Origin of the sequence: Cedecea davisae DSM 4568, from assembly GCF_000412335.2 — a bacterium.
Taxonomy (GTDB): domain Bacteria; phylum Pseudomonadota; class Gammaproteobacteria; order Enterobacterales; family Enterobacteriaceae; genus Cedecea; species Cedecea davisae.
In genome coordinates this window covers 3,745,152-3,759,047 of the sequence record NZ_KE161030.1, presented here as the reverse complement: position 1 = coordinate 3,759,047, position 13,896 = coordinate 3,745,152, and the positions used below count along the sequence as shown (strand labels likewise).

Genomic DNA, 13,896 nt, shown 5'->3' with positions numbered 1-13,896 from the left:
CTCAGGAAGCGTAGGGATAATATTGCTATTGAGTGAGTAAACACTCATTATAGGCAGGTAAGATCAACCGTCAATAAAATTTACGGTATGATAAACAGTATCGACCCCGGTTTTTGTAGCGGCCGGACCCATTCATTTAGTTAACTTACCTGTGAGGAATTGTGGCTCGTCCAAAAAGTGAAGATAAACGTTTAGCATTACTCGATGCTGCTACCGATGCGATAGCAGAGCTGGGGCTGGGAGCCGCAACGTCATTGATTGCCAGAAAGGCGGGCGTTGCCGAGGGGACCCTGTTTCGCTATTTCCCTACTAAAGACGAGTTGCTGAATGCGGTTTATCTCCACCATAAGCAGGATTTGGGCGGCGAGCTGATGAAGACTTACGACCGGAATGCGCCGAATAAGGAACGCTCCAGAACCGTGTGGAGCAACTATATCGACTGGGGGCTGGTCAACGTAGCGGCCCGTAAGGCGATGCGGCAGCTGGCGGTTTCAGGAAAAATTACTCCCGAAACGCTGGAGCAGGTTTACCAGGCTTATCCCGATTTGCGCCAGCTCTCCAAAGAGTGCGTAACCAACGAGGCGCTCACCGGTATCGAAACCGCCTTTGCCGATGCCATTTTCTTTGCGCTGGCCGAAACCACGATGGAATTTGCCGGTCGCGAACCCGCGCGCAGAGAAGAGTATAAGTCTGCCGGGTTTGACGTGATGTGGCGCGGCATGACCAAAAGCTAAAGCGCCGCCGCGCTGAGGTATTTTTTTGCTTCGCGCACCACGTTATCCATTTCGTCGAGCAATTCAAGCATCTCAGGCTCCAGGTCTCCCGGAGCCATACCGCTACGCAGGCCGTGCTCTAATGTCTGGCACAGTTTTTTCATGCGTGGAACGCCGCTATAGCTACAGCTTCCGTGCAGCTTATGGACTATCTCAACCAGGCCTTCCGGCTTATCGCCAACCAACTGCTCTTCAACGATGTTTCGCACTTCGGGCAGGAACTCCAGCAGCATTTCCAGCATCTCGCGAGCCAGGTCGGCCTTACCGGCGGCCTGATGCAGCGCCAGGTTCCAGTCAAGCGTTTGGTTGATGTTGATAGCCGGCGGCGCGTTTTCTTCTGACGGTAATGGCGGATGGCCGATATTACCGGGATGGTAGCGCATCAGCAGGTTATGCAGTTTTTCCTCTTCAATCGGCTTGGCAAGATAATCGTTCATTCCGGCGCTCAGCAGCTTCTCTTTCTGCCCGGCCATCGCGTGGGCGGTAACCGCAATCACCGGCGTTTGCTGGTGGTGAGGCAACTGGCGAATCAGCTCGCAGGCGCGGATGCCGTCGATTTCAGGCATTTGAATATCCATCAAAATAATATCGATGTTCATCTGCCTGGCACGCTCCAGCGCCTGCGAGCCGCTTTCGCACAGCACCACCTGCTGAACGTGGTCTTCGAGCAAAGCGCCGATAAGTTTCAGGTTGGCCGGGTTATCGTCCACCGCCATCACGGCCATCGGCAGTTTGTCGCTTTGTTCTGCGAACGGCAGCTCAAGGTTTGCGTTGTGGCAATTCTCAAGCAGCATCGGGAACAGGCGGGTAGAGGTGATTGGCTTCAGCAGGCAGCCCGCTACGCCCTGGCGTTTTAGCTCTTCCGCACCGACCTGAGTATGGCAAGGCAGCGCCAGTATCAGGCAGTCGGCCATGGTCACCGCTTTTGCCAGTTTTGGGTTTTCAAGGGTCAGGGTTTCGGTAAAGGTAACCGGTATACCGCACAGAAGAATATCGAAGTGCTCGTCCGGCAGCCCGGACAGGGAAGGGCTGTGGATCACGCTCAGCGGCGTGTTTTGCAGCAGGCTCATGGTGCTCTGGGCGGCGGTGACGTTCGGCTCAACGTAGCCAAGCCGCTTGCCGGCCAGTTTGCCCAGCGCCTGCCTGTCGTTAACCGCGTTAGGATTCAGGTCGAGGCTGATATGGAACCAGAAGGTTGAGCCGCGGTTGGGTTTGCTGTGGAAGGAAATGTCCCCGCCCATCTCATTAACCAGCTTCTGGGTGATGACCAGCCCCAGGCCGGTGCCGCCGTGGCGCCGCGAAATGCTGGCATCCGCCTGGCGGAAAGCCTGGAACAGCCGCGACTGCTCCTGCTCAGGAATGCCGATGCCGGTATCGTGGATTTGCATCTCAATCTGAACTTTATTGTTCCCTTCGGCGCGTTTTTCCACCAGCAGATCGATATTGCCGGTTTCGGTAAATTTAATCGCGTTGCCCACCAGGTTGGTGACCACCTGCTGGAGACGCAGCGGGTCGCCAATAACGTTATCCGGCACGTCGTTCTTGATATTTAGCGTTAGCTCCAGCCCTTTGTCGTGGGCGGAATGGGCCAGCAGCGTGACCACTTCGTCCAGCGTATTGCGCAGCGGGAATGGAATCGACTCCAGAATCAGCTTGCCCGCTTCGAGTTTGGAGAAGTCCAGCACGTCGTTGATGATGGTCAGCAGATTGTTGGCGGAGCGTTCAATAGTGTACAGATGGTCGCGCTGTGTTGGGTTAAGGTCGGTTTTCAGCGTCAGGCGGGTAAAGCCAATGACGCCGTTAAGCGGAGTGCGCAGCTCGTGGGACATATTCGCCAGGAACTCTGATTTAATACGCGCCGCTTCCTGGGCCCGCTTTTTGGCCAGATCCAGCTCCACGTTCTGAATCTCCATTTGCTCCAGCGTTTCGCGCAGGTCGGATGTTGCCTGGTCAACGTTGTGCTGCATCTCTTCGTGATAAGCGGTTAGCGACATCGCCATCGAGTTGATGCCGTTTTTCAGCATATCCAGCTCGCCCAGCATAAAGCCTTCAACGCGGCTATCCAACTGCCCGCGGCGAATGCGGTCGACGGTGTTTACCATGTTGCGGATAGGGCCCGTTACGTCGCGCATCAGGCGATAGGCAAACAGCATGGCGATGCCGATGCAGAACAGCATCATCAGCGTCGAAATAAATATTTCCCTGTACTGCTGCAACCTGACCGATTTGAGATCGAGCTCCATTGCAACGTAGCCGAGCGTGCTGCCGGTCAGCTTGCTGTTCGCTTCTGCGGACTCGTCGGGCGAATAGCGCTCGGAAACAATCGGCATACGCAGGATCATCAAGTCGCCTATCCTGCTGACGGTGAGATCGGTTGGCGGCTTCTCGCCATCGGGCAGTTTCAGCCGGGAAGCATTAAGCTGAAAGTTTGAGGTGACGAATAGCTTGTTGCTGTCATCGTAAATCGATATACCGCGCACGATATCCGAATGGCGGCGATGCAGCACGCTGACCAGCTGGCGAATGGATTCCCGGCTGTGAAAGTTCATGCCGTACTCGCTGGAAACCGCCAGCGGCTCGATAATACTGGCGCCCGCATCCTCCAGCTGACGCTGCAAGTCATTGTAACGGTGGACAACGAAAAAGATGCTGAGCAGCAGGCCGACCAGAAGCGTCGGGGCCAGAATCAGGATCATCATGCGTGCGCGCAGGCTGTAGTTGGTCATGGGGTTCCGATATGGGACAATAAAAGCAACAGTGACATTTGAGAACACATCTACTTACATCATGGCGCAATTCTACTCTGCAAAGCGACGCGATACGAATCGTGAATTATTAACCGTGACCGTTAACGACCTCGACCCGTTTGGGCAGGGCGTCGCTCGCCATAAAGGCAAGACGCTGTTTATCCGCGCGGCCTTACCCGGCGAGCAGGTTGAAGTCCGGATAACTGAAGACAAGCGTAGCTACGCTCAGGCCGAGGTAAAGCGCCGCCTGAGCGATAGCCCCGATCGCGTTAAGCCGCGCTGCCCGCATTTTGGCGTATGCGGTGGCTGCCAGCAGCAGCACGCGAGTATCGCCCTACAGCAGGAAGCAAAATCCAAAGCGCTTGGCCGCATGATGGGCGAACGTGACCTGCCTCGCCCGGTGGACGAAGTGATTTCCGCCAGCCCGTGGGGATATCGCCGTCGTGCCCGGCTGGGGTTGAATTATCATCTTCGCACACAGACCTTACAGATGGGTTTTCGTAAGGCGAGCGACAAAGAGCTGGTTGACGTTCACCATTGCCCCGTTCTGGCGCCCCCACTTGAAGCATTACTTGAACCTTTACGTCTTTGCTTGTCTGAATTAAGTATTGTGAAGCGGTTAGGCCATGTCGAGCTGGTACTGGCGGATAACGGGCCACTGATGGTGCTGCGTCATTTAGCGCCGCTCAGCGCCGGTGACCGACAAAAACTGGAACAGTTCTCGCATTCCCTTGGCGTTGCGCTCTACCTCGCCCCGGACAGCGACACGCTGGAGCCGCTGACGGATGAGCAGCCCTGGTATGACTCAGACGGGCTACGCTTATGCTTTAGCCCGCGCGATTTTATTCAGGTTAACGATGAAGTTAACCAGCTGATGGTGGCCCGGGCGATTGAATGGCTGGATGTTCAGCCCGGCGACAGGGTGCTGGATTTGTTCTGCGGAATGGGGAATTTTACCCTGCCGTTGGCAAAACGAGCCGCCTCGGTCGTGGGCGTTGAAGGCGTTGCTGCGCTGGTGGAGAAAGGTGAATATAATGCTCAGCGTAATTCGCTGAAAAATGTCACATTCTTCCATGAAAACCTGGAGGATGACGTTACGCGTCAGCCGTGGGCCGCGCAGGGTTTTACTAAAATATTGCTCGACCCGGCCCGTGCCGGTGCGCCGGGCGTAATGCAGCATATTATTAAGCTGGCGCCGAGCCGGGTGGTGTACGTTTCCTGCAACCCCACCACGCTCGCGCGTGATAGCGCTGCGTTACTGGCAGCCGGTTACCAAATCAGGCAGCTGGCGATGCTCGACATGTTCCCCCACACCGGGCATCTGGAGTCTATGGCGCTCTTTGAGCGTAATTAAAGCGGTTAATCAGGCTGGTTTGCCTGAATTTTGGCCCGACAGGAGAGGATAATGGTTGCGGTAAGAAGTGCACATCTCAACAAAGCTGGCGAATTTGCGCCCGAAAAATGGATTGCAAGCCTCGGGATTTCCAACCAGCAGTCGTGTGAACGCTTAGCCGAAACCTGGGCGTATTGTGAGCGCCAGACCAAAGGTCATCCTGATGCCGAGCTGCTGCTGTGGCGCGGTGTTGAAATGGTCGAAATCCTCTCGATGCTGAGTATGGATAACGACACCCTACGCGCGGCGCTGTTGTTCCCGCTGGCGGACGCGGGCGTCGTTAGCGAAGAGGTGATGCTGGAAAATATCGGCAAGCAGGTGGTGACGCTTATCCACGGCGTGCGCGATATGGACGCGATTCGCCATCTTAAAGCGACCCACACGGACTCCGTTTCCTCAGACCAGGTGGATAACGTCCGCCGCATGCTGCTGGCGATGGTGGATGATTTCCGCTGCGTGGTCATCAAACTTGCCGAACGTATTGCCCATCTGCGAGAAGTGAAGGACGCGCCGGAAGACGAACGCGTGCTGGCGGCCAAAGAGTGTACCAATATCTATGCGCCGCTCGCTAACCGACTGGGCATCGGCCAGCTCAAGTGGGAGCTGGAAGATTACTGCTTCCGCTACCTGCACCCGGATGAATATAAGCGCATTGCCCAGTTGCTGCACGAACGCCGTATCGATCGTGAACACTACATCGATGATTTTGTGGCTGGGCTGCGTAGTTCGATGAAAGAAGAGGGCGTGAAAGCCGAAGTTTATGGCCGCCCAAAACATATCTACAGCATCTGGCGCAAAATGCAGAAAAAGCATCTGGCGTTTGATGAACTGTTTGACGTGCGCGCGGTGCGTATCGTCGCCGAGCGCCTGCAAGACTGCTACGCGGCGCTGGGTATTGTGCATACGCATTTCCGCCACCTGCCGGACGAGTTCGACGACTACGTTGCGAACCCCAAACCCAACGGCTACCAGTCGATTCATACCGTGGTGCTTGGCCCGAACGGTAAGACGATTGAAATCCAGATCCGTACCCGGCAGATGCACGAAGAGTCGGAGCTGGGCGTTGCCGCGCACTGGAAGTACAAAGAAGGAAACGCGCGCAGCGGCAGCTCCGGTTATGAAGATCGCATTGCCTGGCTGCGTAAGCTGATTGCCTGGCAGGAAGAGATGTCCGACTCCGGCGAGATGCTCGACGAAGTTCGCAGCCAGGTGTTCGACGATCGGGTTTACGTGTTTACCCCGAAAGGTGACGTTGTGGACCTGCCCGCTGGTTCCACGCCGCTCGACTTTGCCTATCACATCCACAGTGATGTTGGTCACCGCTGTATTGGGGCGAAGATTGGCGGGCGTATCGTGCCGTTCACCTACCAGCTGCAAATGGGCGACCAGATTGAGGTCATTACCCAGAAACAGCCAAACCCGAGCCGCGACTGGCTGAACCCTAACCTCGGCTATATCACCACCAGCCGCGGGCGGGCGAAAATCCACAACTGGTTCCGCAAGCAGGACAGGGATAAAAATATTCTCGCCGGGCGTCAGATCCTCGATGACGAAATTGAACACCTGGGAATCAGCCTGAAAGAGGCGGAAAAAACCCTGCTGCCGCGCTACAACTTCAACGAAATTGAAGAGTTACTGGCGGCCATCGGCGGGGGCGACATTCGCCTCAACCAGATGAGCAACTACCTTCAGGCGCAGTTTAATAAGCCAAGCGCCGAAGAGCAGGATGCCGCCGCGCTGCGCCAGTTGAAGCAAAAAACCTACGCTCCACAGTCGCACAGCAGTAAAGATAATGGCCGCGTCGTGGTTGAGGGCGTTGGGAATCTGATGCACCACATTGCGCGCTGCTGCCAGCCGATCCCGGGTGATGAGATTGTCGGCTTTATTACCCAGGGCCGGGGCATTTCGATTCACCGCGCCGACTGTGATCAGCTCGCAGAGCTGCAATCTCACGCGCCGGAGCGCATTGTTGATGCCGTCTGGGGCGAAAGCTATTCCAGCGGTTACTCGCTGGTGGTGCGCGTCACGGCCAATGACCGCAGCGGCCTGCTGCGAGACATTACGACTATTCTGGCGAACGAGAAGGTTAACGTACTGGGCGTCGCCAGCCGCAGCGATACCAAACAGCAGCTGGCAACTATCGATATGACTATCGAAATCTACAATCTACAGGTGCTGGGTCGCGTACTCGGCAAGCTGAATCAGGTGCCGGATATTATCGATGCCCGCAGGCTGCACGGCTAACTTATTGCCCCTTACTCCGCTCCTCTCGCTTTTAGGGAGAGAGCCTGGGTGAGGGTAAAAAAACAAGGAATGATAATGACTCAAATCGACCGCCTGCTCGGCATCATGCAGCGCCTGCGCGATCCTGAAAACGGCTGCCCGTGGGATCGCGAGCAGACATTCTCCACCATTGCCCCCCACACCCTCGAAGAAACCTATGAAGTGCTCGACGCTATCAACCGCGAAGATTTTGACGATCTGCGCGGCGAGCTTGGCGATCTGCTGTTCCAGGTGGTGTTTTACGCCCGGATGGCCGAGGAAGAAGATCGTTTTAACTTCGAAGATATCTGCCGGGCAATCAGCGATAAGCTTGAGCGCCGCCATCCGCATATCTTCGCCGACGGCGACGCCGCGACCAGCAGCGAAGTCCTGGCGAAGTGGGAACAGATCAAAATTGAAGAGCGTGCGCAGAAGGCTCAGCACTCGGCGCTGGACGATATTCCCGAAGCACTTCCGGCGCTGATGCGTGCGCAAAAAATCCAGAAACGCTGCTCCAATGTCGGTTTTGACTGGACCACGCTGGGCCCGGTGCTGGATAAAGTTCACGAAGAGATCGACGAAGTCATGTTTGAAGCAAAACAGGCCGTCGTGGATGAAGCCAAACTGGAAGAAGAAGTTGGCGATTTACTGTTCGCTACCGTCAATCTGGCCCGCCATTTAGGCACCAAAGCGGAAGTCGCATTGCAAAAAGCTAACCGGAAATTTGAAGCACGTTTTCGGAAAGTGGAGGCGATTGTTGCCGCCCAGGGCCTGACAATGGAGCAGGCGGGACTGGAAGTTATGGAAAATGCGTGGCAAGAAGTGAAACGCCAGGAAACTGATATCTAAAGCGTTTTTGCTACCAAACGCACTTTCTGGCGCATTCTATTTAACAAGCGCTTGATTTACGTCAAAAACATTTATTGCAGTCAGGCTATTTTCTTAGCCTGACTGTGGTGCCGGATTGAAATCCGCGGAACAGAATGAATGTTTGTGGCGCCCATGCTGTTCGGGTATACTACTTTCCCGTCCTGGTTATTCCATCGTCTTTAAACCTAACTTCTCAGGTTCAGCATGACAACGAACTATATTTTTGTGACCGGCGGGGTCGTATCCTCTCTGGGTAAAGGCATTGCCGCAGCCTCCCTCGCAGCTATTCTTGAAGCCCGTGGCCTCAACGTATCCATCATGAAACTCGATCCGTACATCAACGTCGATCCGGGTACCATGAGCCCTATCCAGCATGGGGAAGTGTTCGTTACAGAAGACGGCGCTGAAACCGACCTCGATTTGGGTCACTACGAGCGTTTTATCCGTAACAAGATGAGCCGCCGTAACAATTTCACCACCGGCCGTATCTACTCTGACGTACTGCGTAAAGAGCGCCGTGGTGACTATCTTGGCGCGACCGTGCAGGTTATCCCGCACATCACCAACGCCATTAAAGAACGTATTCTGGAAGGTGGCGAAGGTCACGACGTGGTGCTGGTAGAAATCGGCGGCACCGTCGGCGACATCGAATCCCTGCCGTTCCTTGAAGCGATTCGCCAGATGGCGGTAGAAGTGGGCCGCGAGCACACCCTCTACATGCATCTGACGCTGGTGCCTTACATGGCCGCAGCCGGTGAAGTGAAAACTAAGCCGACCCAGCACTCCGTTAAAGAACTGCTCTCCATTGGTATCCAGCCAGACGTGCTTATCTGCCGTTCAGACCGTGTCGTACCGGCTAACGAACGCGCCAAGATTGCATTGTTCTGTAACGTCCCGGAGAAAGCGGTAATCTCTCTGAAAGACGTCGATTCTATCTATAAAATTCCAGGCCTGTTGAAATCACAGGGGCTGGACGATTATATTTGTAAACGATTCAGCTTGAACGCGCCTGAAGCCAATCTGGCTGAATGGGAACAGGTTATCTACGAAGAAGCTAACCCAACGGGCGAAATCACCATCGGTATGGTCGGCAAGTATATTGAACTGCCGGATGCCTATAAGTCGGTGATTGAAGCGCTGAAGCACGGCGGGCTGAAAAATCGTCTGACCGTGAACATCAAGCTGATTGATTCGCAGGATGTTGAAACCCGCGGCGTAGAGCTGCTGAAAGGCCTGGATGCTATCCTTATTCCTGGCGGTTTCGGCTATCGCGGCGTTGAGGGCAAAATCGCCACCGCGCGCTATGCCCGTGAAAACAACATCCCTTATCTGGGCATTTGCCTGGGTATGCAGGTCGCGCTTATCGAGTTCGCTCGTAACGTGGCGGGTATGGCTAACGCCAACTCCACCGAATTTGTGCCAGACTGTAAGTACCCTGTGGTTGCGCTGATAACCGAGTGGCGCGATGAAGAAGGCAACGTAGAAGTTCGCAGCGAGAAGAGCGATTTGGGCGGCACCATGCGCCTGGGTGGCCAGCCTTGCCAGCTGAGCGACGACAGCCTGGTTCGTCAGATGTACGGTGAGTCGACTATCGTTGAACGCCATCGCCATCGCTATGAAGTCAACAACATGCTGTTGAAACCGATTGAAGCAGCTGGTTTACGTGTTGCAGGTCGTTCCGGTGATGACCAACTGGTGGAAATCATTGAGGTGCCAAATCATCCGTGGTTTGTTGCCTGCCAGTTCCACCCGGAATTCACTTCGACTCCGCGTGACGGGCACCCACTGTTTGCAGGCTTCGTGAAAGCCGCCGGTGAGTACCAGAAACGCCAGGCGAAGTAAGCAGAGTTAGAACGGCAACGCGCGATATCATCGCGCGTTGTTTGTCTGGAGTTTTAGTTTAACGTTGTGACTTGAGGAAAACCTATATGTCCAAAATTGTGAAAGTGATCGGTCGTGAAATCATCGACTCCCGCGGTAACCCGACTGTTGAAGCCGAAGTTCACCTGGAAGGCGGTTTCGTAGGTCTGGCTGCTGCTCCATCAGGTGCTTCTACCGGTTCCCGCGAAGCTCTGGAACTGCGCGATGGCGACAAATCTCGTTTCATGGGTAAAGGCGTACTGAAAGCTGTTGCTGCTGTTAACGGCCCGATCGCTGAAGCCGTGCTTGGCAAAGATGCTAAAGACCAGGCTAACATCGATAAGATCATGATCGACCTCGATGGTACCGAGAACAAATCCAAGTTTGGCGCTAACGCCATCCTGGCTGTTTCTCTGGCTGCTGCTAAAGCTGCTGCTGCCTCTAAAGGCCTGCCGCTGTATGCACACATCGCTGAACTGAACGGCACTCCGGGCAAATACTCTATGCCTCTGCCTATGATGAACATCATCAACGGCGGCGAACACGCTGACAACAACGTTGATATCCAGGAGTTCATGATCCAGCCTGTTGGCGCGAAAACCCTGAAAGAAGCGGTACGCATCGGTTCTGAAGTTTTCCATAACCTGGCTAAAGTTCTGAAATCCAAAGGCATGAACACTGCTGTTGGTGACGAAGGCGGCTACGCGCCTAACCTGGGTTCTAACGCAGAAGCGCTGGCTGTAATCGCTGAAGCGGTTAAAGCAGCAGGCTACGAGCTGGGTAAAGATGTTACTCTGGCTATGGACTGTGCGGCTTCTGAATTCTACAAAGACGGTAAATACGTTCTGGCTGGCGAAGGCAACAAAGCGTTTACCTCTGAAGAGTTCACTCACTTCCTGGAAAACCTGACCAAAGATTACCCAATCGTTTCTATCGAAGACGGTCTGGACGAATCTGACTGGGCTGGTTTCGCATACCAGACCAAAGTACTGGGCGACAAAATCCAGCTGGTTGGTGACGATCTGTTCGTAACCAACACCAAGATCCTGAAAGAAGGTATCGAAAAAGGTATCGTTAACTCCATCCTGATCAAATTCAACCAGATCGGTTCCCTGACCGAAACTCTGGCTGCAATTAAAATGGCGAAAGATGCTGGCTACACCGCAGTTATCTCTCACCGTTCAGGCGAAACCGAAGACGCTACCATTGCCGACCTGGCTGTTGGTACCGCTGCAGGCCAGATCAAAACCGGTTCTATGAGCCGTTCTGACCGTGTTGCTAAATACAACCAGCTGATTCGTATCGAAGAAGCTCTGGCAGCACAAGGTACTCCAGCACCGTTCAACGGTCTGAAAGAAGTTAAAGGTCAGTAATTTCTTACTGCCTCTTTAGGTTCTGATAAAAACCCGCTTCGGTGGGTTTTTTTTCGCCTGAATGTTAAAACCTTTCACATCAAATGCTTAATTAATTCTTATCGGTTGCGCCCGCTGGCAGACCAGGCCAGGCTAAGTGGGTCATTAACTACAGGTCAGGAGACCGCCCATGAAAGCTGCCGTTGTAAGCAAGGATCATTCCGTAGAGATTATCGACAAGCCAATGCGCGCCCTGGCGCACGGTGAAGCGTTGCTAACGATGGAATGCTGTGGCGTTTGCCACACCGATTTACATGTTAAGAATGGTGATTTTGGCGATGTAACCGGGACAACCCTGGGACATGAAGGGATTGGTATCGTTAAGGCCATCGGGCCTGGCGTTGCTTCGCTGAAGGTCGGCGACCGCGCAAGCGTGGCCTGGTTCTTCCGGGGTTGCGGGCACTGCGAATATTGTAACTCTGGTAATGAAACCCTGTGCCGCAGCGTAACCAACGCCGGTTACACCGTCGATGGCGGCATGGCGGAAGAGTGCATTGTGGTTGCCGACTATGCGGTAAAAGTACCGGACGGCTTAGCTTCAGCGGAAGCCAGCAGCATCACCTGCGCCGGAGTGACCACTTATAAAGCGGTGAAAGTTTCCCATATCAAACCTGGCCAGTGGATTGCGATTTACGGCCTTGGCGGTTTGGGTAACCTCGCGCTGCAATATGCCAAAAATGTGTTTAACGCCAAAGTCATTGCTATTGACGTCAACGACGCTCAGCTTGAATTCGCCAAAGAGAGCGGGGCGGATCTGGTGATTAACTCGCGTAATGAAGACGCGGCGAAAATTATTCAGGAGAAAACCGGCGGTGCGCACGCTGCCGTGGTTACTGCGGTTGCTAAAGCGGCGTTCAACTCTGCCGTGGATGCGGTTCGCGCGGGTGCACGTATTGTTGCCGTTGGCCTGCCGCCTGAGTCCATGAGCCTGAACATCCCTCGCCTGGTGCTGGACGGCATTGAAGTAGTGGGTTCTCTGGTCGGCACTCGTCAGGACCTTACCGAAGCCTTCCAGTTTGCGGCTGAAGGGAAAGTGACGCCGAAGGTAACGCTGCGCCCGTTGGAAGACATCAATACCATCTTCCATGAGATGGAAAGCGGAAAAATCAAAGGCCGTATGGTGATTGATTTTAAACGTAAAAAATAGCGCAGAAGGCCGGGCTAACCCCGGCCTTCTGTTAGATATTTGATTCCCTTCTGTACCTGCTGCGTCCCGCAGCCGCATTAGGCATGATCTCAATCGCCAGTTCTGCGATAATTACTTTTTGTGACTATGACTGAGATAATTATGCAGTACCCGATTAACGAGATGTTCCAGACCCTGCAAGGGGAAGGCTATTTTACCGGCGTGCCGGCCATTTTTATTCGCCTGCAAGGTTGCCCGGTAGGCTGCGCCTGGTGCGACACCAAACACACCTGGGATAAGCTCGCGGATCGTGAAGTTTCGCTGTTCAGCATCCTGGCAAAAACCAAAGAAAGCGATAAATGGGGCGCGGGCAGCGCCGAAGATCTGCTGGCCGTTATTGGCCGCCAGGGCTACACCGCACGCCACGTCGTGATAACCGGCGGCGAGCCTTGCATTCACGACCTGACCCCGCTAACGGAACTGCTGGAGAAAAACGGTTTTAGCTGCCAGATAGAAACCAGCGGTACGCATGAAGTCCGCTGTAGCGCCAATACCTGGGTGACGGTTTCCCCGAAGGTGAACATGCGCGGCGGCTACGACATCCTGTCTCAGGCGCTGGAACGCGCGGATGAAATCAAACATCCGGTGGGCCGCATGCGTGATATTGAAGCGCTGGATGACCTGCTGGCGACGCTGACGGATGAAAAGAGCCGGATTATCGCGCTTCAGCCGATAAGCCAGAAAGAAGATGCTACGCGCCTGTGCATCGAAACCTGTATTGCCCGCAACTGGCGGCTGTCGATGCAGACGCATAAATACCTGAATATCGCATAGTAAAAAGGCACCGTCTGGTGCCTTTCTTTTTACCCACGGTAGACGCAGCCAGCGGTGCAGGTTTCTTTAATCATCACCGCGCTGAGCAGCGGCATAACGGGCTTCATCTGATCCCAAATCCATTTTGCCAACACTTCGCTGGTTGGATTTTCCAGCCCCGGAATATCGTTCAGATAATAGTGATCGAGGCGATCGTAAGTTGGCTTAAATGCCGCTTTCAACTCGGAGAAGTCGATTATCCAGCCGGTATGCGGATCCACCTCGCCGGTAATTTCCAGGCGCACCATAAAGGAGTGGCCGTGCAGGCGACCGCATTTGTGGCCTTCCGGTACATTGGGCAGGTGGTGAGCGGCTTCGAAGGTAAAATCTTTAAACAGGGTGGTGGACATCATTCAACTCTCTGGAATTCGAAAAACCGCAGCATGATAGCGGAATAGGTTATTTTTCGCATTAACTAAACCCGACTCCGGGCGGCTACGCTGTGTAACCAACGGTTAACTGATGAAAACCCCTTTGTCATCAGTTAGTTAATTAATCGCTTTTAACACTATGATTTACCTGAAAAAACGATTAGTCGTTTTAGTTATTTATTATTTCCATCCCTTCTTTAATTGTTGAT

10 protein-coding genes are annotated in these 13,896 nt (G+C 54.2%); 8 read left to right on the top strand and 2 right to left on the bottom strand.

Annotation, left to right across the window (positions count from 1 at the left end; translation table 11 throughout):
* Nucleotides 1–161 precede the first annotated feature (161 nt).
* Nucleotides 162–734, top strand: coding sequence for a TetR/AcrR family transcriptional regulator (locus HMPREF0201_RS17035; RefSeq protein ID WP_016538013.1), 573 nt, complete (start codon nucleotides 162–164; stop codon nucleotides 732–734).
* On the opposite strand, the gene barA is transcribed toward HMPREF0201_RS17035, so the two are convergent.
* Nucleotides 731–3,499, bottom strand: a complete 2,769-nt coding sequence (barA, locus tag HMPREF0201_RS17030) for a two-component sensor histidine kinase BarA (RefSeq protein WP_016538012.1) — start codon at nucleotides 3,497–3,499, stop codon at nucleotides 731–733. The two genes, HMPREF0201_RS17035 and barA, sit on opposite strands and share 4 nt — an antisense overlap.
* 61 nt (nucleotides 3,500–3,560) lie before the next feature.
* On the opposite strand from barA, the gene rlmD reads away from it, so the two are divergent.
* The 7 genes from rlmD to queE all read left to right on the top strand — a co-directional run bounded on the left by rlmD (nucleotide 3,561) and on the right by queE (nucleotide 13,277).
* On the top strand, nucleotides 3,561–4,874 hold the full coding sequence (gene rlmD / locus HMPREF0201_RS17025; protein WP_039898744.1) for a 23S rRNA (uracil(1939)-C(5))-methyltransferase RlmD: 1,314 nt from the start codon (nucleotides 3,561–3,563) through the stop codon (nucleotides 4,872–4,874).
* Between the two features lie 51 nt (nucleotides 4,875–4,925).
* Nucleotides 4,926–7,157 carry a GTP diphosphokinase gene (gene relA, locus HMPREF0201_RS17020; RefSeq protein WP_016538010.1) on the top strand — a complete coding sequence of 744 codons (2,232 nt, stop codon included), beginning with the start codon at nucleotides 4,926–4,928 and terminating at the stop codon, nucleotides 7,155–7,157.
* Nucleotides 7,158–7,232: 75 nt separating this feature from the next.
* Nucleotides 7,233–8,024, top strand: a complete 792-nt coding sequence (gene mazG, locus HMPREF0201_RS17015) for a nucleoside triphosphate pyrophosphohydrolase (protein WP_039898742.1) — start codon at nucleotides 7,233–7,235, stop codon at nucleotides 8,022–8,024.
* A 225-nt stretch (nucleotides 8,025–8,249) separates the two neighbouring features.
* On the top strand, nucleotides 8,250–9,887 hold the full coding sequence (pyrG, locus tag HMPREF0201_RS17010) for a glutamine hydrolyzing CTP synthase (protein ID WP_016538008.1): 1,638 nt from the start codon (nucleotides 8,250–8,252) through the stop codon (nucleotides 9,885–9,887).
* 86 nt (nucleotides 9,888–9,973) lie between these two features.
* On the top strand, nucleotides 9,974–11,278 hold the full coding sequence (gene eno, locus HMPREF0201_RS17005; protein WP_016538007.1) for a phosphopyruvate hydratase: 1,305 nt from the start codon (nucleotides 9,974–9,976) through the stop codon (nucleotides 11,276–11,278).
* Between the two features lie 169 nt (nucleotides 11,279–11,447).
* Nucleotides 11,448–12,464, top strand: a complete 1,017-nt coding sequence (gene adhP, locus HMPREF0201_RS17000; RefSeq protein ID WP_016538006.1) for an alcohol dehydrogenase AdhP — start codon at nucleotides 11,448–11,450, stop codon at nucleotides 12,462–12,464.
* Between the two features lie 141 nt (nucleotides 12,465–12,605).
* A complete protein-coding gene (gene queE / locus HMPREF0201_RS16995; RefSeq protein WP_039898739.1) occupies nucleotides 12,606–13,277 on the top strand; it encodes a 7-carboxy-7-deazaguanine synthase QueE in 672 nt (223 codons plus the stop codon).
* Nucleotides 13,278–13,306: 29 nt separating this feature from the next.
* Here the strand turns inward: queE and queD are convergent, their stop codons facing one another.
* The gene (gene queD, locus HMPREF0201_RS16990) at nucleotides 13,307–13,669 is read right to left on the bottom strand and encodes a 6-carboxytetrahydropterin synthase QueD (protein ID WP_016538004.1); all 363 of its coding nucleotides are present in this window, start codon (nucleotides 13,667–13,669) and stop codon (nucleotides 13,307–13,309) included.
* Nucleotides 13,670–13,896 lie beyond the last annotated feature (227 nt).